The organism is Urbifossiella limnaea (assembly GCF_007747215.1).
GTDB lineage: Bacteria > Planctomycetota > Planctomycetia > Gemmatales > Gemmataceae > Urbifossiella > Urbifossiella limnaea.
This window is the reverse complement of record NZ_CP036273.1, coordinates 5,966,356-5,992,556: the sequence shown is the minus strand read 5'-3', so window position 1 is coordinate 5,992,556 and position 26,201 is coordinate 5,966,356. Positions and strand designations below refer to the sequence as shown.

At 71.7% G+C, this 26,201-nt stretch carries 18 protein-coding genes; 11 read left to right on the top strand and 7 right to left on the bottom strand.

Annotated features, from left to right (window positions below; all coding sequences use genetic code 11):
* Positions 1–111: 111 nt before the first annotated feature.
* Both ETAA1_RS24410 and ETAA1_RS24405 read left to right on the top strand, forming a co-directional pair.
* Entirely contained in the window at positions 112–927 is an 816-nt protein-coding gene (locus ETAA1_RS24410; RefSeq protein ID WP_145243101.1) for a hypothetical protein, read from the top strand.
* Positions 928–1,032: 105 nt separating this feature from the next.
* Positions 1,033–1,830 (top strand): hypothetical protein, encoded by a 798-nt coding sequence (locus ETAA1_RS24405; RefSeq protein WP_145243100.1) that lies wholly within the window; start codon positions 1,033–1,035, stop codon positions 1,828–1,830.
* Between the two features lie 9 nt (positions 1,831–1,839).
* Here ETAA1_RS24405 and ETAA1_RS24400 read toward each other — a convergent pair whose 3' ends face one another.
* Both ETAA1_RS24400 and ETAA1_RS24395 read right to left on the bottom strand, forming a co-directional pair.
* The gene (locus tag ETAA1_RS24400) at positions 1,840–2,712 is read right to left on the bottom strand and encodes a hypothetical protein (RefSeq protein WP_145243099.1); all 873 of its coding nucleotides are present in this window, start codon (positions 2,710–2,712) and stop codon (positions 1,840–1,842) included.
* 96 nt (positions 2,713–2,808) lie between these two features.
* On the bottom strand, positions 2,809–3,630 hold the full coding sequence (locus tag ETAA1_RS24395) for an HAD family hydrolase (RefSeq protein WP_145243098.1): 822 nt from the start codon (positions 3,628–3,630) through the stop codon (positions 2,809–2,811).
* Positions 3,631–3,696: 66 nt separating this feature from the next.
* Here ETAA1_RS24395 and ETAA1_RS24390 point away from each other — a divergent pair, with 66 nt between their 5' ends.
* Positions 3,697–6,723, top strand: coding sequence for a PQQ-dependent sugar dehydrogenase (locus tag ETAA1_RS24390; protein WP_145243097.1), 3,027 nt, complete (start codon positions 3,697–3,699; stop codon positions 6,721–6,723).
* 46 nt (positions 6,724–6,769) lie between these two features.
* Here ETAA1_RS24390 and lpdA read toward each other — a convergent pair whose 3' ends face one another.
* The 3 genes from lpdA to ETAA1_RS24375 all read right to left on the bottom strand — a co-directional run bounded on the left by lpdA (position 6,770) and on the right by ETAA1_RS24375 (position 12,465).
* Positions 6,770–8,185 carry a dihydrolipoyl dehydrogenase gene (lpdA, locus tag ETAA1_RS24385; protein WP_145243096.1) on the bottom strand — a complete coding sequence of 472 codons (1,416 nt, stop codon included), beginning with the start codon at positions 8,183–8,185 and terminating at the stop codon, positions 6,770–6,772.
* A 134-nt stretch (positions 8,186–8,319) separates the two neighbouring features.
* Positions 8,320–9,531 (bottom strand): 2-oxoglutarate dehydrogenase complex dihydrolipoyllysine-residue succinyltransferase, encoded by a 1,212-nt coding sequence (odhB, locus tag ETAA1_RS24380; RefSeq protein ID WP_145243095.1) that lies wholly within the window; start codon positions 9,529–9,531, stop codon positions 8,320–8,322.
* A gap of 54 nt (positions 9,532–9,585) precedes the next feature.
* Positions 9,586–12,465, bottom strand: coding sequence for a 2-oxoglutarate dehydrogenase E1 component (locus ETAA1_RS24375; protein ID WP_145243094.1), 2,880 nt, complete (start codon positions 12,463–12,465; stop codon positions 9,586–9,588).
* 151 nt (positions 12,466–12,616) lie between these two features.
* On the opposite strand from ETAA1_RS24375, the gene ETAA1_RS24370 reads away from it, so the two are divergent.
* From ETAA1_RS24370 to ETAA1_RS24360, 3 genes are all read left to right on the top strand, one after another.
* Positions 12,617–13,138 (top strand): type 1 glutamine amidotransferase domain-containing protein, encoded by a 522-nt coding sequence (locus ETAA1_RS24370; RefSeq protein WP_145243093.1) that lies wholly within the window; start codon positions 12,617–12,619, stop codon positions 13,136–13,138.
* Positions 13,139–13,196: 58 nt separating this feature from the next.
* Positions 13,197–14,513 (top strand): xylose isomerase, encoded by a 1,317-nt coding sequence (gene xylA / locus ETAA1_RS24365; protein WP_145243092.1) that lies wholly within the window; start codon positions 13,197–13,199, stop codon positions 14,511–14,513.
* Between the two features lie 130 nt (positions 14,514–14,643).
* On the top strand, positions 14,644–15,435 hold the full coding sequence (locus tag ETAA1_RS24360; RefSeq protein WP_145243091.1) for a trypsin-like serine peptidase: 792 nt from the start codon (positions 14,644–14,646) through the stop codon (positions 15,433–15,435).
* Between the two features lie 3 nt (positions 15,436–15,438).
* Here the strand turns inward: ETAA1_RS24360 and ETAA1_RS24355 are convergent, their stop codons facing one another.
* Positions 15,439–16,827, bottom strand: coding sequence for a serine/threonine protein kinase (locus ETAA1_RS24355; protein WP_202920382.1), 1,389 nt, complete (start codon positions 16,825–16,827; stop codon positions 15,439–15,441).
* 64 nt (positions 16,828–16,891) lie between these two features.
* On the opposite strand from ETAA1_RS24355, the gene ETAA1_RS24350 reads away from it, so the two are divergent.
* From ETAA1_RS24350 to ETAA1_RS24335, 4 genes are all read left to right on the top strand, one after another.
* Positions 16,892–17,143 (top strand): hypothetical protein, encoded by a 252-nt coding sequence (locus ETAA1_RS24350; protein WP_145243089.1) that lies wholly within the window; start codon positions 16,892–16,894, stop codon positions 17,141–17,143.
* On the top strand, positions 17,131–17,391 hold the full coding sequence (locus ETAA1_RS24345) for a hypothetical protein (RefSeq protein WP_145243088.1): 261 nt from the start codon (positions 17,131–17,133) through the stop codon (positions 17,389–17,391). Before ETAA1_RS24350 ends, ETAA1_RS24345 begins: the two co-directional genes overlap by 13 nt.
* A gap of 58 nt (positions 17,392–17,449) precedes the next feature.
* Positions 17,450–17,839, top strand: a complete 390-nt coding sequence (locus ETAA1_RS24340) for a hypothetical protein (RefSeq protein WP_145243087.1) — start codon at positions 17,450–17,452, stop codon at positions 17,837–17,839.
* A gap of 157 nt (positions 17,840–17,996) precedes the next feature.
* The gene (locus tag ETAA1_RS24335; protein ID WP_145243086.1) at positions 17,997–18,644 is read left to right on the top strand and encodes a DUF1264 domain-containing protein; all 648 of its coding nucleotides are present in this window, start codon (positions 17,997–17,999) and stop codon (positions 18,642–18,644) included.
* Between the two features lie 48 nt (positions 18,645–18,692).
* Here the strand turns inward: ETAA1_RS24335 and ETAA1_RS24330 are convergent, their stop codons facing one another.
* Positions 18,693–23,156 carry a hypothetical protein gene (locus tag ETAA1_RS24330; protein WP_145243085.1) on the bottom strand — a complete coding sequence of 1,488 codons (4,464 nt, stop codon included), beginning with the start codon at positions 23,154–23,156 and terminating at the stop codon, positions 18,693–18,695.
* A gap of 302 nt (positions 23,157–23,458) precedes the next feature.
* On the opposite strand from ETAA1_RS24330, the gene ETAA1_RS24325 reads away from it, so the two are divergent.
* Positions 23,459–26,197 carry a PSD1 and planctomycete cytochrome C domain-containing protein gene (locus tag ETAA1_RS24325; protein ID WP_145243084.1) on the top strand — a complete coding sequence of 913 codons (2,739 nt, stop codon included), beginning with the start codon at positions 23,459–23,461 and terminating at the stop codon, positions 26,195–26,197.
* Positions 26,198–26,201 lie beyond the last annotated feature (4 nt).

Genomic DNA, 26,201 nt, shown 5'->3' with positions numbered 1-26,201 from the left:
GGGGTGGCGTAACGTCCCCGGTTGCACCTCCTTTCCCCGCCGCGGGAGTCGGTGTACACTGGCGGCGGGAACGGCCGCCCTTCGGCGGCCCGCCCGCACCGAGACCCCCCGATGTCCCTCACCCGACTCCGCCGGGCCGCGGTCCTGGCCGCCCTCCTCGCCGGCGCGGTGCTGTTCGCGCCCGGCGCCGGCGGCCAGCCGCCCAGCACCCCCAAGACGCAGACCGGCAAGGGCCAGGTCAAGGTCGGCGTCCACCGGTTCAACATGCAGACCGGCTTCATGTACAAGGTGAAGGTCGAGGCCAACGGGTTCACCCCGTCGGTCCTCATCCGCCCCGGGTCGTTCCTCCGCACCGGCAGCGGGTTCATGGGCGGCAACGTGGAGGGCGACTCGTTCGAGGGCTACGTCCTGCCGAAGGAGAGCCGCGACTACCGCGTCGTCGTCACCCCCAACCTCGACGACGACGAGCTCGACGGCCAGCTGTTCGACTACTCGGCCACGGTCACCGCCATCCCGATGTCCAAGGAGCCGATGCTGGACAAGAAGGACAAGACGGTCGCCGGCGACCCGGTGTACCAGAACCCGAACGGCGGCGGGAACCGCGGCCCGCACAAGGCCTACGACATCAACTTCAAGGCCGGGCAGATCTACATCATCACCCTCGACATGGCGACGCAGGGGCAGTTCGACCCGTACCTGATCGTGGAAGGCCCGGGCGGCAAGGTGGTGGCCGAGAACGACGACGGCGGCGAGAGCCTCAACAGCCTCATCGTGTACCAGCCGAAGCGCGGCGGCGAACACCGGCTGATCGCCACCGGCCTCGGCAACCGTACCGGCGAGTACCGGCTGAAGGTCGTCACCACCGTGGCCGGCGCCGGCGGCGCGGCCCCGAAGGGCGGTAAGTCCAACCCGATCGACGAGAAGTAAGGGTTGGGACGGAGGGACGGAGGGACAGGAACCGAACTGCCCCCGTTCCTTCTTCCTCTTGTCCCTCCGTCCCTCCGTCCCTTCGTCCCTGAAAGAGGTTTCCCGATGCGCCTGTTCCGCCTCGCCGCCGCCGCCGTCCTGTTCGGCGGCCTCGTCGTCACCGGCCCCGGCGCCGGCGGCCAGCCGCCGCCGAAGGCCGAGAAGGAGTTCACCGGCCAGGGCACGGTCAAGGCCGGCGTCCACAAGTTCCGCATGGAGGTCGGCAAGCTGTACCTCGTCCGCGTCGACGCCGACGGGTTCACCCCCAGCGTCAGCCTCCGGCCGGGCAACTTCCTCGGCACCGGCGACGCCTTCGTCACCGGCGACCAGTTCAGCGCCTACGTGCTCCCGAAGGAGACCCGCGAGTACCGCCTGACCGTGCTCCCGACCGTCGGCGAGGACGACCTCGACAACATGTTGCTGAACTACTCGGTGACGGTGACGCCGATCCCGATGGCGAAGCAGCCGCTGGTCGCGCAGGAGTCGAAGCTGACGTTCAACGACCCGCCGTACGCGAACCCGGCCGGCGGCGGCCAGCGCGGGCCGCACAAGGCGTTCCCGGTGAATTTCAAGGCGGGGCAGATCTACATCGTCACCGTGGACGGGGCCGACAAGGGGAACTTCGACCCGTACCTGCAGATCGAGGGCGCCGGCGGCAAGGTGGTGGCCCAGGACGACGACGGCGGCGGCTACCCGAACTGCCGGATCGTGTACAAGCCGAAGCGCGGCGGCGAGCACCGGCTGATCGTCACGTCGGTCGGCAAGGGGGCGGGGTCGTTCAACGTGAAGGTGGTGACGACCGTGGCCGGGGCGGTGGAGCAGCCCGGCGCCGGCGCCAAGGACGCGGAGCCGGGGAAGGAGTAGCCGGCGGCGTCACGGCACCTCGACCACGACCGCCGGCGGCGTCACCCGCCCGACCGACAGCCGCACCGGCGGGTCGGCCGGGGTCGCCCGGCGGTATTGCAGCCGCGCCGACCCGGTCAGCGCCGCCACCCGCAACTCGCCGCCGCTCGTCAGCGCCACCGTCACGCGGGTGTTCGCCCCGCCGACGGGGGCGTCGAACGTCACCTGCCGGCCGACCACGTCCACGACCGACCCGCCGTCGACCGTCGCGCGGAAGACGACCGTGCCGCCGGGGGCGCGGGCGACGAGCCGGGCGCCGCCGTCGATCGGCCCGGTTACTTCCACCTCCGCGGCGCTGAGCTGGGAAGCGTCGAGCACCGCGCCGGCCTTCAGCCCCGGGACGACGAGCCGCTTGACCTGCCCGGCGAGGACGAGGTGCCCGCCGGGCCGCACCACCGGCCGCGTCTCGCCGTCGGGGTTGTCGAGCACGAGCGGCGTCGGGCCGGTCGGGCGGAACGGGTTCGGCTTGTCCTTCGCCGTGGGGACCGTCGGCGGCGCGACCGCGGGCGCGTCCGGCGACTTCGGCGTCGGCGGAAGGGGTGGCGTGTCCGCGGGCGGCGCGGCAGCCGCGACGGTGTCGGGTTCGGGGCTCGGCCGCGCCGGCCAGCCGAGGACGACGCCGGCGCCGAGGGCGGTCCCGAGCAGGAGGCCGATGACAAGGCCGAGCCCGAAGTGCGAGCTCGCAGCGGCCGGCGGCGGAGGTGCCGCGACCGGCTCGGGAGGAGGGGGCGGGGCTTCGACGGCGACGGGATGGCCGTCGGCTCCGCAGAGCGGACAGGGGGCGACGGCGAGGAGCTCGTCGGCCCGCGGCAGCCCGCAGGACGGGCAGTTGGTCATCGACATCGGCCGTGCTCCGGGCCGGCGGGCGCGGCCGGCTTTACCAGTGTGACAGGTGTGCGGTCGCGCCTCAAGGCGCGGAAGGTCGCCGCCCGCGGCGGATCAATCCTCCCCCCACAGCCACCGCAGCAGCGCCGCCTGGCAGCCGTAGTCCGGCACGATCACGTCCGCCCCCGCCGCGGCCAGCCGCTCGCGCTTCCCGGGGTGAACCCCCGACTCGCCCGGCTCCGCACTCGCCACGCCGACCATCACGCCGCCCACCCGCTTCACCTCCTTCGTCTCCACCACCCCGTCGCCGAAGCCGAGCAACTCGTCGCCGCCGAGGTCGAGGTCGCGGAGGAGGTCGGCGGCGACGCGGCCCTTCGAGAACGTCGGGTCGGCGGGGCAGGGGGCGAACACCCGCGGGCCGAACGGCGTCAGCACGTCCAGCAGCGCCCCCTCGTACACGACGGCGTCGCGGTCGGTGCCGCTGGCCAGGAACAGCGGCACGCCGTGCGACTGGAGCGAATCGAGCACCGCGTGAGCGTTCGGCACCACCCACGCGGCCGGGCGGGCGATGCCGCGCTCGAGCACGTCCCACCGCTGCCGCACGACGCGCATCAGCCGGTCGAGGTAGTCCTGCAAGTACACGTCGGCCGGCTCGGGTTCGCCGCCGCGGGTCCGGATTTCGTCGGCGAAGCGGGCCATCTGCACCACCGTCGGGTGGCCGTTCAGCTCCATCACGAAGCGCTCGACGAGCCCCCACACCTCGTCGGCCGGCTCGCGGACCAACCCCAGGGCGCCGAGGCGTTCCACCATCATGCCGATCATGACGCGCGGCCAGCCCTCGCGGATGAGGGACAGCGTGCCGTCGAAGTCGAACAGGGCGGCGCGGAACGGCCCGCGGCGGACGCGCGGGTTCAGCACCTCGAACGGCAGCGGCATGTGTTCCCCCGCGGACGGCGAGGGTATCATAGCTTTCCTCCCCACCTCCACCCCCGGGCCGCCCGCATGACACGCCGCGCCGTCCCCCTCGCCGGCCTCGCCGCCCTCGCCGCCGCGGTGCTCGCCGTCCGCACCGACGCGCCGGCCGCGGACCACCCCATTCCCGCGCCGCTCGCCGCGGCGCCGCCGACGCGCTTCGAGTGCCGCTGGGCCGACACGCCGATTAGCCTCGACGGCAAGGCCGACGACGCCGCCTGGGCGCACGCCCAGCCGATCGACTCGTTCCACCTGCCGTGGCTGAAGGAGAAGGCCCGGCTGTCGCGCACGGCCACGAAGGCCAGGCTGCTGTGGGACCGCGAGTACCTGTACTTCTTCGCCGAGATGGAGGACAGCGACCTCCGCGCCGCCGTGAAGGAGCACGACGGCGACACGTGGAACGACGACGTGTTCGAACTGTTCTTCCGCCCCGACCGCGGCAAGGCCGGCTACTACGAGTTCCAGGTGAACGCCCTCAACACCAAGTTCGACGCCTTCTTCCCGAAGCTGAACTTCGACGACTTCCAGAAGCAGAAGAAGGCCGGCGACTTCCACATCGAGTCGCGGGTGAAGGTGGACGGCCCGCTGAACGCGGCGAAGGCCGGCGGCGCGAAGGGGTGGGCCGTCGAGGGGCGCATCCCGTGGACCGACTTCCTCAAGACCGGCGGCCGCCCCGCGCCCGGCGAGAGCTGGGCGTTCAACCTGTGCCGGTTCGACTACCACCAGGGTTGGGACGGCCCCGAGCTGTCGTGCGTGGCCCCGATCCGCGAGAAGAAACTGAGCGCGTTCTTCCACCAGACGGAAGACTTCGCCGACCTCAAGTTCGTCGGCCCCGACGCCCGCACGTCGGCGCAGCCGGTCGGGCTCGAATCTCTGCCGCCGCTGACGACCAGCACCGTCGTCGGCTTCCCCGACCCGCCGCCGCCGTACCGGGCCGTGCGGGGCATCGCCGACTACCGGCCCGGCTACCCGATCCAGGTGAAGCCGGTGCCGGGCACCGACCAGATGTTGCTTCTTACGCAGCCGCGGAGCTACGGCCCGACGACGCTGTGGCGCTTCACCCACCACGGCGCCAGCGCGAAGGACGCCGTGAAGCTGCTCGACACGCCGCACGAGGGCACGGCGACGGACTTCACCTTCCACCCGAAGTTCGCCGAGAACGGCTACGTGTACGTCGGCTGGAACGGCGGCGCGAAGGGGACGAAGAAGAAGTGCCACGTCACCCGCTACACCATGCAGACGAAGGCGCCGTACGCGCTCGACGCGGCCAGCGCCGCCACCATCATCGAGTGGGAGTCCGACGGGCACAACGGGCTCGCGATGTGCTTCGGCAACGACGGCAAGTTCTACGTGACCAGCGGCGACGGCACCTCCGACTCCGACACGAACAACGTGGGCCAGAAGCCCGACAGCATCCTGGCAAAGGTGTTGCGCATCGACGTGGACCGCCCCGCGGCCGGGAAGCAGTACAGCGTGCCGGCGGACAACCCGTTCGTGACCGACGCGCGGTTCGTGCCCGAGACGTGGGCCTACGGGACGCGCAACCCGTGGCGCATCACCTGCGACCCGGTGAGCGGCCAAATCTGGCTCGGGCAGAACGGGCAAGACCTGTGGGAGTACGCCCACCTCGTGAAGAAGGGCGACAACTACGGCTGGAGCGTGACCGAGGGGAGCTACCCGTTCTTCCCGCAGCGGAAGGCCGGGCCGACGCCGGTGACGCCGCCGACGGTCGAGCACTCGCACGCCGAGGCGCGGTCGCTCACCGGCGGCGTCGTGTACCGCGGCACGAAGCTACCCGAGTTGGTGGGCGCCTACATCTACGGCGACTACAGCACGGGCCACATCTGGGCCGTGAAGCACGACGGCACGCGCCTCCTGTGGCACAAGAAGATCGCCGTCACGACGCTGAAGATCACCGCGTTCGCGCTCGACGCCCGCGGCGAACTGCTGATCTGCGACCACGCCGCGGACGGGACGGGCGGGTTCTTCACGCTCGAACCGAACCCCGCGCCCGCCGACACCGGCTTCCCGCGCACGCTGTCCGCGAGCGGGCTGTTCGCGTCGGTCCGCGACCACACGATGGCGGCGGGCGTGCTGCCGTATTCGGTGAACGCGCCGTTCTGGTCCGACGGGCTGTTCAAGGTCCGCTACCTCGCCCTGCCCGGCGGCACCGGGGTGGGCTACAAGGGGAACCGCGGCTGGTCGTTCCCCGACGGCACGGTGATCGTGAAGAGCTTCGCCATCGACCACGTCGACCGCGGGCCGAACGCGCGCCGGTGGGTGGAGACGCGCTTCCTGACGCGGCAGGGCGGCGAGTGGTACGGCTACAGCTACGAGTGGAACGCGGAGGGCACCGACGCGACGCTGCTGCCGGCGGCGGGCGCCGACCGCGAGTTCGTGCGGCGCACGCCGAACGGCGGCGAGAAGGTGGCGTGGCACTATCCGAGCCGGGCCGAATGCATGGTGTGCCACAGCCGGGCGCAGGAGTACGTGCTCGGCCTCTGCACGTCGCAGCTGAACCGCACCCAGGACTACGGCGGCCGGCCGGAGAACCAGGTGCGGGCGTTCGAGCGGCTGGGCTTGTTCCGCCACGACTGGGCCGGCGAGGCGAAGGGCCGCGTGAAGGGCGCCGAGAACGGTCAGCAGCCGGGGCAGCGCGAGCCGCGGCCGTCGTCGCTGTTCACGCGCTTCCCGACCGACATGACGGCGCTGGTGGACCCCTACGACGCGAAGCAGCCGCTGGACGCGCGGGCGCGGTCGTGGCTGCACGTGAACTGCTCGTCGTGCCACGTCGAGGCCGGCGGCGGCAACGCGGCGATGGAGCTGGAGTTCACGCGGGAGCTCGACAAGATGCGGATTCTCGACGTGAAGCCGCTGCACCAGACGTTCGACCTGCCGGACGCGAAGCTGGTGGCGCCGGGCCACCCGGAGCGGAGCGTGCTGGTCCACCGGCTGGGCCTGCGCGGCCCGGGTCAGATGCCGCCGCTGGCGAGCACGAAGGTGGACGAGCGCGGCGCCGCGCTGATGCGCGAGTGGGTGAGGTCGCTGAAGAAGTGATGCACGGGAAAGCCCGGGGACGGTCAGTCCCCGGGTTCCGCTCGACTCACGAGTTCAGCGGCATCCCGGCGTACGCCATCCGCGCCGCCTCGCCGACGGCCTCGCTCAGCGTCGGGTGGCCGTGGGTGCAGCGGGCGATGTCCTCGGCGCTGCCGTGGTACTCCATCACCGTCACGCACTCGGCGATCAGGTCGCTCGCCCGCGGCCCCAGGATGTGGACGCCCAGCACGCGGTCCGTCTTCTCGTCCGCGATCACCTTCACGAAGCCGTCCTGCTCGTCCATCGCCTTCGCCCGGCCGGTTGCCGCGAACTTGAACCGGCCCACCTTGTACGGCTTCCCCGTCTCCTTCACCTGCTCCTCCGTCTTCCCGACGCTCGCCACCTCCGGCCAGATGTAGATGACGCTCGGGATCGCGTCGTAGTTGATGTGCGGCTTCATCCCCGCCAGCCGCTCTGCGAACACCACGCCTTCCTCGCTCGCCTTGTGTGCCAGCATCGGGCCGGCGATCAGGTCGCCGATCGCGTACACGCCGGGGACGTTCGTGCGGAACGACTCGTCCACGGGGATCTGCCGCGTCTTCGGGTCGTACGTCACGCCCGCCTCGTCGAGCCCGAGCCCCGCTGTGAACGGCCGCCGGCCGACCGCCACCAGCACGCGGTCGCCCTCGAACTTCAACTCCTTGCCGTCTTTCGCCTGCGCCGTCACGGTCACGGTGTCGCCCTTGATGGCGGCGCCGGTCACCTTCGTTTCCAGGTGGAACTCCATCCCCTGCTGCTTGAGGAGCTTGAACACCTCGGCCGCGACCTCGCCGTCGCTGATGGCCAGGATGCGCGGCAGGAACTCGACGACGGTCACCTTCGCGCCGAGCCGCTTCCACACGGAGCCGAGTTCGAGGCCGATGTACCCGCCGCCCACCACGATGAGGTGCTTCGGCACGGGGCTGAAGTTCAGCGCCTCGGTGGAACTCACGACGTGCTTGCCGTCGTACTTCAGGAACGGCAGCTCGACGCTCTCGCTGCCGGTGGCCAGCAGCACGTTCTTGGCCTTCAGCGTGGTCGTCTTGCCGTCCTCGCCGGCCACCTCGACGGCGTTCCCCTTCAGCAGTTTCGCGGCGCCGTAGACCGGCGTGACGCCGTACTTCTTGAACAGGAACGCGACGCCGCCGGTGAGTTCCTTGACGACCTTGTCCTTGCGGGCGAGCATCGTCGGCAGGTCGAGCTGGACGCCGCTCACCTTCACGCCGTGGCGGGCGAGCTTGTGCAGCGCGGCTTCGTAGTGCTCGGAACTGTCGAGCAGCGCCTTGCTGGGGATACAGCCGACGTTCAGGCAGGTGCCGCCGAGCGCCTTCCCGGCGCGCTTCTCGACGCACGCCACCTTCATCTTCAGCTGCGCCGCGCGGATGGCCGCGGTGTACCCGCCCGGCCCGGCGCCGATCACCACCAGGTCGTACTCGTCCGCCATGAGGGCACTCCCGAGTTTGGCCGCAAAAAGGCACAAAAGTCACAAAATGAAGAGAGACAGAGTTCGACCCGAACTCCCAGTTCGTCCTCTTCTATTTTGCGTCTTTTGTGCCTTTTTGCGGCCAACCTCCTGATTCAAATATCCAGCAGCATCCGCTCGGGGTTCTCGACGCACTCCTTGACCCGCACCAGGAACTGCACCGCGTCGCGGCCGTCGATGAGGCGGTGGTCGTAGCTCAGAGCCAGGTACATCATCGGGCGGATCACCACCGCGTCGTTCACCGCCACCGGCCGCTTGATGATGCTGTGCATCCCCAGGATCGCCACCTGCGGCGGGTTCAGGATCGGCGTGCTCATCATCGACCCGAACGTGCCGCCGTTCGTGATCGTGAACGTGCCGCCCTCCAGGTCCGTAACCGAAATCTTGCCGTCGCGGGCCTTCTTCGCCAACTCGCCGATCCGCTTCTCGATGTCGGCGAAACCGAGGTCGTCGGCCCCGCGCAGCACCGGCACCATCAGCCCCTTCTCGGTGCTGACCGCGACGCCGATGTCGTAGAAGTGCTGGTGAACGATGTCGGAGCCGTCGATGCGGGCGTTGACGAGCGGGAACGCCTTCAGCGCCTCGACCGCCGCCTTTACGAACACGGACATGAAGCCGAGCTTGGCGCCGTGCTTCTTCTCGAACCGCTCGTTGTACTTCGCCCGCAGCTCCTGGATGGCGGTCATGTCCGCCTCGTTGAACGTCGTCAGCGTGGCGGTCGTGTTCTGCGACGCGAGCAGCCGTTCCGCGATCCGCTTGCGGATCGGCGACATCGGCTGACGGGTGATACGGGAGCCGGGGGCCGGGGCGGGCGCCGCGGGCTTCGGCGGCGGCGGGGTGCCGTTCGCGGGCTTCTTCGGCGCGTCGGTGTGCGCGATCACGTCGCCCTTCGTGACGCGGCCGCCGGGGGCGGTTCCGGCCACCGCGGTGGCGCTCACGCCCGCTTCCGCGAGCAGCCGCGAGGCGGCGGGGCCGGGCGCGGGTTGAGTTGCCGCCTGCGGCTTTGCGCTTTCGCGTGGCGGTTCCGCTGCCGCGGACCGCGAAGCCGCAGGCGGCGCCGGGGCCTTCGCGTCCGTGTCGATCGACGCGACCACCGATTCCACGGCGACCGTCTCCCCCTCCTTCACGAGGATCTTGAGGACTCCGGCGACCTGCGCGGCCACCTCCTGCGTCGCCTTGTCGGTGCCGAGTTCGAACAGCGGGTCGTCCACGTTCACGAACGCCCCGTCCGGCTTCAGCCAGCGGTTCAGCGTCCCCTCGGCGATCGACTCCCCCGCCCGCGGCACCCGCACCTGCTCGACCGGCATCGTGGGTTCCTCGAATGTGACTCGCCACCCGGCCCCGCGCGGGGCGCGGCTCGCCTACTTCGCGCCCGCCTCCGCCTTCTGCGGCGCGTGGCTGCCGTTCTTCCCGTTCGCCGCCGGCTTGCTCAGCGCCACCAGGTGCGGCACCGCGCCGCCGAACGCCGCCTCCACCAGCTCGCGCTGCTCGACCTCGTGGGCGTGGTGCGAGCCGGTCGCCGGGCTGGCGCTGGCGTCGCGGCCGACGTACTCGAACGGGAACCCCATCGCCCGCACCCGCGGCTCGACGAAGAACCAGCCGCCCATGTTCTGCGACTCCTCCTGCGCCCACACCCACTCCGTCGCGCGGCGGTAGCGGCTCAGCACGGCGTGCAGTTGCTCCTCCGGCCACGGGTAGAACTGTTCCAGCCGCACCACCGCCACCGCCTTCGTGCCGAGCTTCTCGCGCTGAACCATCAGGTCGTAGTACACCTTGCCCGAGCACACCACCACGCGCGTCACCGCGGCCGGGTCCGGCAGCGTGTCGTCGATCACCTCGCGGAAGCCGCCGGCGGCAAAGTCCTCGACCGGAGACACCGCGGCCGGCAGCCGCAGCAGGCTCTTGGGCGTCATCACGATCAGCGGCTTGCGGAAGCTCCGCTTCACCTGCCGCCGCAGGAGGTGGAAGATTTGCGCCGGCGTGGTCGGGTACGCCACCTGGATGTTGTCCTCGGCGCACATCAGCAGGAACCGTTCGAGCCGGGCGCTGGAGTGCTCCGGGCCTTGCCCCTCGTACCCGTGCGGCAGCAGCAGCACGAGGCCGTTCGACCGGTTCCACTTCGACTCGCACGACGTGAGAAACTGGTCGATGACCACCTGCGCGCCGTTGGCGAAGTCGCCGAACTGCGCCTCCCACATCACCAGCGAGCCGGGGTCGTCCATCGCGTACCCGAACTCGAACCCCATCACCGCCATCTCGGACAGCGAGCTGTCGAACACCTCGAACGGCGCCTGCTTCGGGTCCAGGTTCGCCAGCGGGTAGTGCGGCGCGCCGGTGGTCGAGTCGATGACGACGGCGTGCCGGTGGGTGAACGTGCCGCGGCGGCTGTCCTGCCCGCTGAGGCGGACCGCGGTGCCCTCCAGCACCAGGCTGCCGAACGCCAGCGACTCGGCCGTGCCCCAGTCCACCGGCTTGCGGCTCTTGATGTTGTCGCGCCGCTTCTCCAGGATCGGCCGCAGCTTCTCGTGCGGGGTGAAGCCCTCGGGAAAGCTGCCGACGGCGTCGGCGATGCGGTCGAGCGTGGCGAGCGGCGCGCCGGTGGGAAGCGCGTCGTGGGTGTACGCCTTGGTGAGCCCCTTCCAGCGGCCGGAGAACCCTTCCATGCCGCGCTTCCGCGGCGGGCCGCTCTTGACCGCCTTCAGCGCCTGGTCCAGCTTCGAGCGGTACTCGGCGGCGGCGCGGTCGGCCTCCCGAACCGCCTCCTCCAGCTTCTGGTGGAACTCCGTCTCGATGGCGCTGGTCATCTCCTCGGTGAAGGCGCTCGGCCCCTCCACGAGCGCCCGGCTGTACACCTTGCTGATGGGGTCGCGGGCGCGGATGTTCTTGTACTCCAGCGGCTGCGTGAACGCCGGCTCGTCGCCCTCGTTGTGGCCCCACTTGCGGTAGCACACCAGGTCGATCACCACGTCGCGCTTGAACCGCTGGCGGAATTCGAACGCGAGCTCCGCGGCGTACACGCACGCCTCCGGGTCCTCGGCGTTCACGTGGAAGACCGGCGCCTGGATGTACTTGGCGATGTCGGTGCAGTACTCGGTGCTGCGCGAGTCGCGCGGGTTCGTCGTGAACCCGATCTGGTTGTTCACGACGATGTGGACGGTGCCGCCGGTCCGGTAGCCGGCGAGGTTCGAGAGGTTCAGCGTCTCCATGACGACACCCTGCCCGGCGAACGCGGCGTCGCCGTGGATCAGAATGGGGACGCCGGTGGTGCGCTCGGTGTCGCCGTGGAGCCGCTGCTTGGCGCGGACGCGGCCCTCGACCACCGGGTTGACGATCTCCAGGTGGCTCGGGTTGGGCGCGACCGACAGGTGAACGGTGCCGCCGTCGGCCGTGGCGATGTCGGCCGAGAAGCCGAGGTGGTACTTGACGTCGCCGTCGCCGCTGAACGAGTCGGGGAGGAAGTTGTCCTCGAACTCGTTGAAGATTTCCTCGAACGGCTTCCGCAGCACGTTGGCGAGCACGTTCAGCCGGCCGCGGTGGGCCATGCCGATGACCAGCTCCTTCGCCCCCAGGCCGGGCGCCTGCTCGACCAGCGCGTCGAGCACGGGGATGAGCGTCTCGCCGCCTTCGAGCGAGAATCGCTTCTGGCCGACGTACTTGGTGTGGAGGAACTTCTCGAACAGCTCCGCCTGGTGGAGCGTGAACAGGGTGCGGTACTGCTTGCGGTGCGGGAAGTGGGGCCGGTTGTGCGTCGGCTCCATCCGCCCGCCGAGCCAGTGGCGGACTTCCAGCGAGTCGATGTGCATGTACTCGACGCCGACGGTGCGGCAGTAGGTGTCCTCCAGCGCCGCGATCAGGTCGCGGAGCCTCGCCGGGCCGCCGATGCCGAAGTGCATCGAGGCGTCCACGGTGCGGTCGAGGTCGGCTTCGGAGAGGCCGAAGTTTTCGAGCCGGAGGAACGGGTGCGGCGGCAGCGGCTCGGTGCGGAGGGGGTCGATGTCCGCCTGGAGGTGTCCGGCCTGGCGGTACCAGAACACGAGTCGGACGACGCCCGTTTGCAGGCGCAGGTCGGGGGCGTCGGAGCCGGCCGCGTGCCCGGTCGGGGCGCCACTCGCGCCCGCGAACTCCATCCCCGCGAAGAACGCCCGCCACGTCGGGTCAACGGAGCCGGGGTCGGCGCGGAACTGCTGGTAGACCGCGTCCAGCAGGTCGCGGTTGTACGGGCCGGCGAGTGGGTCGGTCATCGCGGGACGCTCCGGGTCGGCCGGTGGAGAGGCGGGCCGGGGCAGACAGGGCCATTGTACTCATAGCGGCGTCCCGCCCCGGAACCAAACCCCGCCTGGCGGATGGGTCCGTACAATCGGCCTCCGCCCGCCCTCCCAACCGGAGCCCGCCGTGAACCTGTCCGGCAAGCGCGTCGCCGTCCTGGTCGAACAGAAGTACGAGGAACTGGAGTTGTGGTACCCGACGCTCCGCCTCCGCGAGGCGGGGGCCGTCGTGGAGCTCGTCGGCCCCGAGGCCGGCAAGACGTACCCGAGCAAGCTCGGCTATCCCGCCAAGACCTCACTCGCCGCGGCCGACGCGAAGGCCGCCGACTTCGACGGCGTGGTGATCCCCGGCGGGTTCGCCCCGGACTACGTGCGGCGCTCGGGTGCGATGCTGGAGCTGGTGCGCGGGCTGCACGCGCGGGCCAAACCGCTGGCGGCGATCTGCCACGGCCCGTGGGTACTGTGCTCGACGACCGCGCTGAAGGGGCGGACGGCGACCGGGTTTCACTCGATCCGCGACGACATGGAGAACGCCGGGGCGACGTTCGTGGACCGCGAGGTGGTGGTGGACGGCCACGTCATCACGAGCCGCACCCCGGACGACCTGCCGGCGTTCACGAAGGCGCTGCTCGCGGCGCTGGCGGGGTGACGCCCGCCGCCGATTCCGCTACGTTTCCCACACCGCAACCCCCTCCCGAGAGCGCCCGATGAGCTACTTCCCCGACGTGCCCGACCGCATCCCCTACGAGGGGCCGGACAGCAAGAACCCGCTCGCCTACCGGCACTACAACCCCGCCGAGCTGGTCGAGGGGAAGTCGATGGCGGACCACCTCCGGTTCGCCGTCTGCTACTGGCACACGTTCCGCGGCACCGGCTCCGACCCGTTCGGCCCCGGCTGCGCGATCCGCCCGTGGGAGGACGGCACCGACTCGCTCGACATGGCGCTGAAGCGCGTGGACGTGGCGTTCGAGTTCATGCAGAAGCTCGGCGTGCCGTTCTACTGCTTCCACGACCGCGACGTGGCGCCCGAGGGGAAGACCCTCGCCGACAGCAACAAGAACCTCGACGCCGTCGCCAAGAAGCTCGGCCAGAAGCAGAAGGAGACGGGCATCAAGCTGCTGTGGGGCACGGCGAACCTGTTCTCGAACAAGCGGTTCGTCCACGGCGCCAGCACCAGCAGCAACGCCGACGTGTTCGCGTACTCCGCGGCGCAGGTGAAGAAGGCGCTGGAGGTGACGAAGGAGCTGGGCGGCGAGAACTACGTGTTCTGGGGCGGCCGCGAAGGCTACATGACGCTGTGGAACACCGACCTGAAGCGCGAGCTCGACCACCTCGCCAGGTTCTTCCACATGGCGGTGGACTACAAGCGGAAGATCGGCTTCACCGGCGCGTTCCTGATCGAGCCGAAGCCGCACGAGCCGACCAGCCACCAGTACGACTTCGACTGCGCCAACTCGCACGCCTTCCTCCGCACCTACGGGCTGGAGAAGGAGTTCAAGTTCAACGTCGAGACGAACCACGCCACGCTCGCCAAGCACACGATGGGGCACGAGTTGGCCTACGCCGCGGCCAACGGCATGCTCGGCAGCGTGGACGCCAACCGCGGCGACCCGCTCCTCGGCTGGGACACCGACCAGTTCCCGACCGACCTGTACCTGACCGCCCAGAGCATGCTCATCATCCTCGCGGCCGGCGGGCTCGGCGCGGGCGGGCTGAATTTCGACGCCAAGGTGCGGCGCGAGAGCTTCGAGCCGATCGACCTGTTCCACGCCCACGTCGGCAGCATGGACGCCTTCGCCCAGGGGCTGAAGATCGCCGCCGCGATCCGCAAGGACGGCGTGCTCGCGGACGTCGTGAAGAAGCGGTACGCGACGTGGGACGCGGGCGTGGGCGCCGAGATCGAGGCCGGCAAGCACGACTTCGCCAGCCTCGAGGCGTACATGCTCAAGAAGGGCGACGCCGACGCCAACGTCAGCGGCCGGCAGGAGCTGATCGAGAACATCCTCAACCGCTACATCCGCTGACGGGCTGATCGAACTGCCTCACGAGCCGCGACCGAACGGGAGCGGCTGCTGAACCGGTGATCCGCGACCGCGGTCTGCTGTGTTCGCCAGCCGCTCCCTTACGGCCGCGGCTCGTTTTCGGAGACTTCGTATGCGCCTCACACTCGCCCTCGGCCTGTTCCTCGTCGCGGCCGCGGCGCCGTCCCTGGCGGCGCCCGAGGACGTGGCCGAGGCCGCGCTGCGGGCGACCGTCCGCATCACCAACGGGGCCAGTTCCGGCACCGGCTGGTTCGTCGCGGTGCCCGGCCCGGACGGCGAGCCGGTCCACGTCCTCGTCACCGCCCACCACGTGTTCGACGCCATGAAGACGCCCGAGGTGTCGCTCGTGTACCGCGCCCCGGGCCAGGGCGGCACCTTCTCCCGCAAGGAGGGGAAGGTTCGCACCCGCGACGGCGACAAACTGCTCTGGGCGAAGCACCCCGAGCTGGATGTGGCGGCCCTGCGGGTGGACGTGCCGAAGGGCGTGGACCTGGCGCCGTTCCCGTTCGACCGCGTGGCCGACGAGTCGTGGGCGAAGCGGAAGAGAGTGCGGGCCGGGCAGGACGTGTTCGTGCCGTGCTTCCCGGTGCGGCTGGAGGCGAGCCCGGCCGGGTGGCCGCTGCTGCGGAAGGGCTCGATCGCCACCCACCCGCTGACGCCCGCCGCTGGGGCGAAGACGATGCTGGTGGACTACGCCCACTTCGAAGGGGACAGCGGCGCCCCGCTGGTGGCGTACCCGGACGGCGAGCCGCTGGTGGTGGGGCTGGTGTTCGCGCTGGTGCGGCACACGAACACGGTCACGTCGCCGTTCGAGGAGCGGAAGAGCCACTTCCCGCTGGACCTGGCGGTGGCCGTGCAGAGCCCGTTCGTCCGCGCCGTGATCGAGAAGGCGGCGAAGAAGTAGGGTTCACCGCGCCGCCCGCACCGCCTCCAGCGCCGCGGGGTCGTCGCGCACAAGCTCCGCGAGCGCGTCCAGCGCCGCCGTCCGCTCCGCCGGCGGCAACTCCTTCGCCCGCGCCAGTGCCGCGTCGAACGCCCGCCGGTCGGGCCGCGCCCCGGGGCCGCGTCGCTCCAGCGCCGCCAGCCCGGCCTTCGCGAGCCCCACCCACTTCGCCTCGGATTCGACGCCGCCGAAACCGGCGGTCACTGCCAGCCACGCCCGCCGGGCTGCTTCCGCCTCGCCGGCCTCGGCCAGCGCCAGCCCGCGGCGGAACCCGCGCTCGGCGTCCGACCGCACCACCGGCTTCACGCCCGCCGCCACCACGTCCCGGACGGCGTCGTCGTCGAAGTCGTCGCCCCGCGGCCAGAGGGAGTAGCCGAGTGCGACGGCGACCAAAACCGCGGGAATCGGCCAGAGCCACACCCAGCGCAGCTTCGGCCGCGGCGCCTCGGGATCGGGGTCGATGCCGCCGAGCGAAGCGGGGAGCGCCGGCGCCTCGGCCGTGTCCGGCTTCAGCTTCGGCGGGAACGTCACCGCCTCGCCCTGCCGTTCGAGCTTGCCGCGGATCCGCTCCAGCTCGTCGAGCACCGCCCCGGCACTCGCCGGCCGCCGCGTCGGCTCCTTCGCCAGCAGCGTGCAGACGAACTCGTCGAGTTCCAGCGGCACGTCCGGGGCGAGCATCCGCGGCCGCTCCGGGAGGGCGTAGCAGTGCTTGTGCGTGAGTTCCACGAGCGTCGCGGCGGCGAACGGCGGCCGGCCGGTGAGGAGTGTGTAGAGCACGCCGCCGAGGGCGTAGAGATCGGAGCGGCGCGTCGGCGGCTTGCCGCCGGCCGTCTCGGGCGGCAGGTACGACGCCGAGCCCAGCGGGCGGCCCGGGTCGAGTGGCGGCGGGAACACCTTCGCCAGCCCGTACCCGACGAGCCGCACGGTGCCGTCCGGCGCGCGGACGAGGTGCGCCGGCTTGAGGTCGCGGTGGAGCAAGTTACGGTTGTGGCCGTGCTTGAGGGCGCGGGCGGCTTCCACCGCGACGGCGAGCACCTCGCGCCACGTCAGGCGTCCGGTTTCGAGTTGCCTGGCGAGGTCGGTGCCGGGGGCGAGTTCGGACGCGACGTAGGCCCGGCCGGCGTGGGTGCCGCTGTCGAAGGTGCGGGCGATGTTGGGGTGGTCGAGCCGCTGGAGGGCGAGGAGTTCGCCGGCGAAGCGGTCGAGGAAGGCGGGGTCGGTGGCGGCGGGGAAGACCTTGACGGCGGCGCGCCGGGCGGGGTCGTCGTACCCGCGGGCGGCGTAGACCGGCCCGCCCGGCCCGTCGCCGATCTGGGCTTCCACGAACCAGTTCCCGACCCGCCCGCCGATCATGCCCGGTAGTATACGCCCGCCCGCAGGGGGGGTACGATGGGGGTAGTCCCGCGGAGGAGAAGCGATGTCGATTCCCATTCAGGATCAGGCGCTGGCGGCGGTGTTGGGCTCGGCGGTGGGCGTGCAGCACATGATCGGCCCCGACGGCAAGGTGCTCGGCCGGTTCATCCCGGAGCCGCGCCCGGGGATGGCGTTCCCCGAGTTCGGCGTGACCGACGAGGAACTGGCCCGCGAGCTGGCGGACCCGAACGCCCCCCGGTTCACCGCCGAGCAGGTGATGGCACGGCTGCGAGAGATCGACCAATGTACGCGCTGACCTGGCTGAAACAGCCGCTCGACCGGCTGGCGGACTGCTACGTCTCGGTTCCGGTCGACGTGCGGGAGCGGATGGCGGGGGCGGTCGAGAGGCTGAACGCCCGGCTGAAGCAGTCTCCGCTGGCCGAGGGTGAATCCCGGTCGGGGCGATTGCGGATCACGTTCGTGGCGGGGCTGACGATCATGTTCGAGGTCGACGAGTCGGCCCGATCGGTCACCGTCGCCCGGATCGGGCCGTTCAACCCGTGAACCAGAATGCCTGGGTATCCCTACCCGTTCGGCCACGGACGCGCGGCGGATGCATGGCGTGCGGGATCTCGAAGTGGTGTACGATTTCTACTGCCAGCCAGAGTGCGCCAGGCACTGTGGGCCGGATATGATTCGCTTCTTGGATACGGTCGCCGACATCCTTCGGACTAAACTCCTGTACTTCGGTACGTCGCACATGCGGCTGTTCCTCTCCCGCATCTCGACGTACCCGGAGTTCATGGACTCGCCGTCGGTGGGCGTGTATGCGGACGGGAGGTACGTCAACCTGTGGTACACCGAGTCCTGGCAGGATGGCGATTCCTTCCGGACACGCGAGGACAGCATCCGCTGCCCGGCGGAGCGCTCGCGGGCAGCGTTATTAGAATTGCTCGCCCGACTAAAACCGACAGGCGCCGAACCCCGCCCTGCACCTGACGCCGGCCGCTGATGCGTTCCTCGTGACATGTAGCTCCTGCGGCGGCTGGCGCAGGAGAGCTACTCGCTGGGCTCCTTTCGCCGTCGCTGTGGGTCGGGCGGCGGATACAATCCGCCCACGGGCCGAGTCCGGCCCGCGCACCTCTCCGCCCCACGTTTCGAGGCTCGCCATGCGGACCAACGTTCGGATCGCGCTCGTGCTCGCCCTCGCCGGCGGCGCGGCCATGCTCGGTGTCGGCCCCCGCTACCTCGCCGCCGACCCGCCGCCGCGCTGCCCCTGCACCGACCCCACCCCCAGCAACGCCAACATCAATCCCGCCAAGTTCGCCGGCGACTACGGGCTCCACGTCTGCGCCTTCCACGTGGGCAAGGCCGACCCGTCGCTGCAGGTCGAGTCGCACCACTACTGCACGCCGCTCCGTGACGGCGTGTTCCAGTGCGTGATTTTCGACAAGGACCGCGGCAACGCCAAGCTCATCGGCGTCGAGTACATCGTCAGCGACGACATCTTCAAGACGTTGCCGGCCGACGAGCGGCAGCTGTGGCACCCGCACGACTACGAGATCCGCGCCGGGCTGCTGACCATGCCGGGGCTGAAGATCGACTGCGAGGAGAAGCTGCTGAAGGGGCTGCTGAAGTCGTGGGGCAAGGTGTGGCACACGTGGCCCGACCCGAAGACGGACCTGCCGATCGGTCCGCCGGTGCTGATGTGGTCGGCCGGCAAGGAGGGCGACGTGCGGAAGGAACTGGTGAAGGCCCGCGACGAGCGCTACAAGGTGGACGTGGACGCCATCAAGAAGCAGCGCGAGAAGCTGTGAAGTGAAACACGGTGAGCCGGGGGCTGACGCCCCCGGCTCGCCAAGCTGTTAGGGCCGCACGGCGTCCAGCGCCGCGCGGGCCGGCCCCTGGATCGGCGCGATCGCGGTGCCGATGACCCGGCTCGGGACCGCCCCCTTGGCCTCGCGGACCGCCCCCTGGCGGAAGTCGTCGCGGGCCTGCTCCACCTTGCCGGCCGCGTACCGCGTCGCCCCCAGGAAGTACCACGGCAGCGGGCTGTCCGGGTCGTGCCACGCGGCGTCGGCCAGCGCCCGCTCGGCGGCCGCGACGTTCCCCGCGTTGTACGCCGCGATCCCCGCCCCCAGGCTCCGCGCCGCCTCGGCCGCGTCGCGGCGGCGCGTCGTGTCCACGGCCACCCGCGACGGCGCGGCCGGGTCGGTCAGCGCGGCCAGGCCGGTGTCCGCGGCGCGGCCCCAGTCCTTTGTCGCGGCGTACGCCGGGCTCCGCTTCGCCCGCTCGAACCGGTCGCGGGCGGCGGCCGTGTCGCCCTTCAGCGCCAGCGCCAGGCCCGACACCACGTTCGCCCGCGCGGCCGCCTCCGAGTCGGGCACGGCCGACTTCAGCACGCGGTCGGCGGCGGCGAGCGCCGGGTCGGCGTCGCTCGGCCGGCGGAGGTCGGTCAGCACGGCCTGCCACAGCGGCAGCGCCTCGGACGGGCTCACTGCGTTCGCCAACTCGGCGCGGAATTGCCGCTCCGCGACCAGCAGCGCCGCCTTCGCCGCGGCCGCGTCGTCGGCCAACTTCTTCTCCAGCGCCGCCGTCTCGGCCTTGTGGTCGGTCTTCAGCTTCGCCAGCGTCGCGTCGCTGTCGGTCTTCAGCTTCGTCAGCATCCCCGCCGCGTCGGTCTTCGCCTTCGCCACGTCCGCCGCCGCGTCGGCCTTCGTCTTCGTCAGCAGTTTCTCGGCGTCGGCCTTCGTGCGGGTCAACTCCGTCACGGCCTCCGTCTTCGTCTTCGTCAACAGCTTCTCGGCCTCGGTCCGGGTCGTGTCGAGCAGCTTGGCCGCGTCGTCGGTCGCCTTCTTCAGCGCGGCGTCGGCGGCGGTCCGGGCCGCGGCATAGTCCGACTCGTGCTTCTTCGTCGCGGTCAGCAGGTCGGCGGCGGCCTTCTTCGCGGCTGCGTCAAGCTTGCCGGCACGAGCCGCGAGGTCCACCAGCGTCCCGGTCGTCGCCGGACCGCCGACGGCGGCGGTCGACCCCGGCGGGATGAGGCTCGTCAGGTCCGGCCCGGTCGCGCGGCTGGCGGCGGACTTCGCGGCGGCGATTACCTCGGGCGGGGCGTACTTCTCGGGGAGGAGTTTTGCGGCCCTCAGCTCCGCGGCCACGCCGGCGACCACCGCCTCGGCGTCTTTGCGGCCCTTGGCCGCGGCCGCGAGTTCGCCCTCGAGCGTCCTGGCCTTCGCGGCGGTGTCGTCGGCCAGCTTCATCGCCGCGACGGCGTCCTTCATCAGCGCCACGGCATCGGTCTTAGCCTTCGTCAGGTCGGCGGCCGCCTTCTTGAGGTCGTCGCCGTACTTCGCCGACAGCTCCTTCTCGGTCTTGAGCGCGGCCTTCTCCGACTTCAGCGCCTCCTGCTCGGCGAGCAGCCCCTTCTGCGCCGCGACCAGCTTCTCGTTGGCGAGCTTGGCGTCGGACACGGCCGTGTCGCGCTCGGTGCGGTACCCGGCGAACGTGTCCAGTGCCTTGCCGGCGCCCTCGGCGCGGGCCAGGGCGCCGACCGTCGGGTGCTCGTAGATCGTGCGGCGGAGTTGCCAGTAGGCCTTCAGGTCGTCGCAGCTGCGGGGGAAGATTTGCTCCAGCGGGTCGGTCAGCGGGTTGAGGCCGCGGCCGGCCAGGGCGCGGGCGCGTTCCGCGTGCGCCTTTTTCGCCGCGTCGATGGCGGTGATGGCGTCGGCGTACTTGCCGCCGGCGGCGAGGTTGACCGCGCGCCAGAACTGCCCGCCGGCCTCGGCGGGTTCCGCGGCCGGTTCGTCCTGCAGGAACAGGAACGCCGCCGCGAGCACGAACCGCTCGGCGTCGGCGGGGTTGAGGCGCAACGACGTGGCACCCCCGGGCGCTGCCGGCGGGGCGGTGGCGTCGAGGCGGTCGACGGCGGCCTTGAACACGTCGGCGGCCTTGGGGAACTTCGCCGCCGCGGTCGTGTACACCTGCTTCGCCTTGCCCCGGTCGCCGGCCACCTCGTGCGTCAGCCCCAGGTGAACCGCCGCGCGAACGGCCGTTTTCTCGTCGGCGTCGGCCATCGCGGCTTCGAGGTCGGCACGGGCGTCCTTGAGCGCCGCGTCGTCGGCGGTCACGGCGGAGGCGTCGCGGAGGCGGGCCAGCAGCCGGGCCTGCCCGCGGCTGGCCTTCGCCTCGGGCGTGCTCACTCCGGCGGCCTCCAGCAGCTTCAGGGCCCGGGCCGGGTCGCCGGAGTCGAGGGCGGCGCGGGCGTCGGCCGGGGTCGCGGGCGGAGCTGTGCCGGGGACAGGCGCCTGGTTCGTGTCCGTCCCCTTGATCGGCGGCAGGACCGCGACCGGGCCGCCGGTCTTCCCCTGGTCGAGGACGCCGGAGAAGTACACGCCGCTTGCGATGCCACCGCCGAGCAGCAGCCCGAACAGCAGGCCGACGCCGGCGCCGCGGTTCACGCCGCCCCCGCCGCCGTCGCTCGCCGCGGGCAGGACGCGCGTCTCGCCGGAGGTGTCGTCCGCGCCGCGGGCGGCGGCGCGGCGGGCCGGCTTCACCGGCGTCTCCGTCAGCAGCAACTCGCTCGTGCTCGACCCGGCCACCCAGTCCAGCTCCACCGAACCGCTCGTGCCCGACTGGCTCGTGCCGGGGCGGACGGCGCGGACCGGCGCGGCCGGCTCGGCGACGAACCCGGGGCCCGCCTTCTTCGGCGACGACCCGCTCGCCGGCGCGGCCGGCTCGATCGCCGTCATCCAGTCGGAGCCCGCCCCCTCGTCCCGGCTCGCGGCCAGTACGTCGCCGGTGCTCGGCTGCGGCGACCTCGCCCCGTCCGGGTCGGTCAGGTCGAGTTCGTCGTCATCGGGGAAGGCCCGGTGGAGCGTTCGCTCGGGGGACGACGGACCGCCGGCCAGGTCGAAGTCGACGCCACTGGCCGCCGGGTCCGGGTGGTCCGAGAACTCGACCGCGTCGCCCTCCACGCGCACGGCGCCGGAGCCCCCCGTCAGGGGGGCGGTGGGGGTGGTGAAGATGCTCGACTGGGCCGAGGACAGCGACGGCTCCTCGCCGTCCTCGACGCCGGCGAACAGGTCGGAGGCCCCGCCCGCGTCCGGCGTGAGCTCGAACCGCGGGCCGGCGGCGCGGGGCTCCTGGAACAGGTCGGAGTTGCTCGGGTCGGAGTCGAAGTCCACGTCGTCCTGGCCGTCGTCCCACAGCCGGGCCCGGCCGGCGGTGCTGTCCGGGGCCGCGAACGCTGCCGGCAAGTCGTCCTCCGCCAGCGTCGGGTCGATGCCCGGCGCCTCGATGCGGACGGCCGACCCGTCGGTGAGCGGCCCGGCCGGCTCGCTCAGGTCGGCGAGGATGCTGCTGGCGTCGGTCCCGCGGGGGTCGGCGGCGCTGAAGTCCACGGCCCCGTCGTCCGGGAGCGGCGGCGTGCGGGCGAGCGTTGCCGAGTCGCCGAACAGCGACCCGCCGTCGGGCACGTCGTCGGCCACCGGCAGGTCGTCGGCCGGCTCCTGCACGGTGCTCCCGCCCGGCGGCTGGTCGAACGTCAGCGCGACGTCCGAGGTGCGGTCGGTGCCGCGGCCGGCCGGCGACGCGGGCGACGCGGGGCCGGCCCACGAGGTGGCCGCGATCACGTCCGACAGGTCGCCGAGGGCCCTCGGCGGCGGCGGCGACGCGAACACGTCCGACCCGTGGCCGTGGGCCGACGGCGGCAGCGGGCCGGCCAGCTCCGCCTCGATCCCGTCGGTCACCACCTGCACGGCCGGGATGTCGTCGCGGGAGAACCACCCGGACGCCGGCGCCACCGGCTCGACCGTCGGGTCCACGTTCACCGCCGAGTCGCCGACGGCTTCGGCCGTGGCGATGAACCCGGACGCCGGCCCGGCCTCGGGCACCGACTCGCCGAACAGGCTGGACGCCGACGGGCTCGGCCCGGCCAGGTCCACGATCTCGCCGGACTCGGCGGCCGACGCGAACGGCGCCGGCTCGTCGAACAGCGCCGACGACGACGCGGACGCCGCGTCGGGAATCTCCTCCGGCTCGGCCCCCGCGGTCAGCCAGCTCTCGGCCGGCGACACCGGCGGGATCGGCGGCAGCCCGGTCGCGTCGGCCTCCGACAGGTACTCGACGCCGAGCGTCCGCTCGCCGGGGTGGGCCGCGGGATTTTCCGGCAGGTCGTACGCCACGGCGTCCTCGACCAGATCCGCGGCGGGCACGGCTTCCGCCGCCTCGTCGAGGTCGCCGAGGGCCATCGGCACGTCGTCGGCGGGGTCGGGCGGCGGGACCGGCAGCGGCGGCAGGTCTTCGGGCCGGGGGTCGGTCGAGTTCGACATGGTGAAACGGCTCCGCGGTGTCAGCCGAAGGGTAATCGTTATTCTCCCCGGATTCGGCACGGGCACAAGGTTTTTGCCCCACTTTCCCATCCCCCCACCGCCCCACCCCGCAGAGCCGGCCCAACCCGCACGGCCTCCATCGGGTCGAGATTATTGTTTCCGCCGCGCCCCTGTGCGGGTCGCGGAAACAAGTGTGATAGACAGATCGAATTCCGTTTGGGTTTCTCCGGGGCTTCCCCTGCGGGCGGCGGCCTGGGATAATCACACTTCCCGCCGCCTCGTCTCCGCCGGAGACCACGTTCATGCCCCGTTCGCTCGCTGCCGTGCTCCTCGCCCTTGCCGCCGGCCCGGCCGCCGCCCAGGCGCCGGTCGACGACGCCTTCTTCGAGGCGAAGGTGCGGCCGCTTTTGGTACAGCACTGCCAGTCGTGCCACGGCAAGGACAAGCACAAGGGCGAGCTCCGCCTCGACACCAAGGCCGGGTTCGACAAGGGCGGCGAGACCGGCCCCGCGAAAGACCTGGTCGCCGCGGCCGTGCGCTACGACGGCGACCTGAAGATGCCGCCGAAGGGGAAGCTGCCCGACGCCGACATCGCCGTCTTCACCGCGTGGGTGAAGGGCGGCGCCCCGTGGCCGGCCGAGAAGGCACCCGTCGCCGGCGGGCCGAAGGGGGCGTTCGACCTCGCGGCGCGGGCGAAGGCGCACTGGTCGTTCCAGCCGGTGAAGCGGCCCGCGGCGGCGACGATCGATGAGCTGCTGCTGGCGAAGCTCGGCGAGAAGGGGCTGACGTTCGCCCCGCCCGCCGACCCGCGGGCGCTCGTGCGGCGCGTCTACTTCGACCTCGTCGGCCTGCCGCCGACGCCGGAACAGGTGGAGGCGTTCGCCGCCGACGCCGACCCGCGTGCCTTCGAGAAGCTGGTGGACAAGCTGCTCGCCGACCCCGGCTACGGCGAGCGCTGGGGCCGGCACTGGCTCGACCTGGCGCGGTACGCCGAGACGCAGGGGCACGAGTTCGACTACGACATCGCCGACGCCTGGCGGTACCGCGACTACGTGGTCCGGGCGCTGAACCGCGACCTGCCGTACAACCAGTTCCTGACCGAACTGATCGCCGGCGACCTGCTCCCGCAGCCGCGGCGGAACCCGGCCGACGGGTCGAACGAGAGCCTCACGGCGACGGGGTTCTGGTGGCTCGGCGAGGGGAAGCACTCGCCGGTGGACTCGCGCTCGGAGTACGCCGACCGCGTGGACAACCAGATCGACGCGTTCGGCAAGGGCGTGCTGGGGCTCACCATCAGCTGCGCCCGCTGCCACGACCACAAGTTCGACCCCGTGGCCACGAAGGACTACTACGCGCTGTTCGGCGTGCTCAGCAGCTCGCGCTACCACCGCGCCGAGGTGGGCGACGAGCGCGTGACGGTAAAGCTGCTCGACGAGCTGAAGGCGAGCGGCCCGCGTGAGCGGGCCGTTGTCGAGCGTGACGGTGGTGCTCAGGAACAGCCCGCGGACGCGGGCCGCTCGCCACTCGATGCGTGGCGCGCCAAGGCCACCGCGTTCGAGCGCTTCGACGCCGGCTGGCGCACCCGCTGGGACGCAGCCGGGCTCGCCTTCCGCCCCGGGGCCGGCGACGGCTTCCCCCACAGCGGCCGCGAGTCCGCCAAGCTCGCCGGCGCCCTCCGCTCGCCGACGTTCGTGATCGACCAGCCGTACCTCGCCGTCCGCGTCGCCGGCGAGCACGGCAAAGCGCGGCTCATCCTCAACGGGTTGCAACTGATTCAGGCGCCGATCTACGGCGGCCTCGCGCAACCGGTGAACGGCAAGGAGCAACTCCGCTGGGTCGTCTACGACCTGCGGATGTGGAAGGGCCAGCCCGCGTACTTCGAGCTGCTCGACGACGGCCCCGGGTTCGTGGCGGTCACGGAAGCGTGGTTCGCGGACACCCCCCCCCCCGCGGCCCCTGGCACGGTGCCGCTGCCGCCGGCAGACGACGCCACCAAGGCAGTGGAGGCGAAGCTGCCGCCGATCGCCTTCGCGCCGACGCTCCGCGACGCGGCCGGGCGGAACGAGCGCGTGTTCGTGCGCGGCAACCACAAGACGCCCGGCGTGGAGGCGCCGCGGGCGTTCCTCGAAGTGTTCGACAAGACGCCGCTCGCCGGCCCCGGCAGCGGCCGCCTCGAACTCGGCCGCAAGGTGACCGACCCGGCCAACCCGCTGGTGGCGCGGGTGCTGGTGAACCGGCTGTGGAAGCACCACTTCGGCGAGGGGCTGGTCCGCTCCCCGGACGACTTCGGCTACCAGGGCCAGCCGCCGACGCACCCCGAGCTGCTCGACTGGCTCGCGGCCGAGTTCGTGAGCCCGGGCGACGGCGGCGTGCCGTGGTCGATCAAGCGGATGCACCGGCTGATGCTGCTGAGCACGGCCTACCGCCAGGGCAGCCGGGCGACGCCGGAGCAGGCCGCGAAGGCGGTGACGGCCGACCCGCAGAACAAGCTGCTGCACCGGCAGAACGTGCGGCGCCTGGAGGCCGAGGCGATCCGCGACTCGATGCTCGCCGTGAGCGGCCGGCTCGACCGCACCATCGGCGGCCCCGGCATCCTGCCGTACCTGACGGAGCACCAGGTGGGTCGCGGCAAGCCGGCGAGTGGGCCGCTGGACGGGAACGGCCGCCGGAGCGTGTACCTGGCGGTGCGGCGGAACTTCCTGAACCCGATGTTCGTGGCGTTCGACTACCCGACGCCGTTCTCCGCGATCGGCAAGCGGACGGTGTCGAACGTGCCGGCGCAGGCGCTGGTGATGTTGAACAACCCGTTCGTGGTGCAACAGGCCGAGCTGTGGTCGCGCCGGGTGACGGCCGGCGGCGGCAGCGCCGACGAGCGCGTGACGCGGATGTACGCCGCGGCGTTCGGCCGCGCCCCGACCGCCGACGAGCGCGCGACGGCCACGGCCTTCGTGGCCGACGCGGCGCGGGAGGGCGAGCCGCGGGCCTGGGCCGACCTGGCGCACGCGCTGTTCAACGCCAAGGAGTTCATCTTCATCGAGTGAGGCG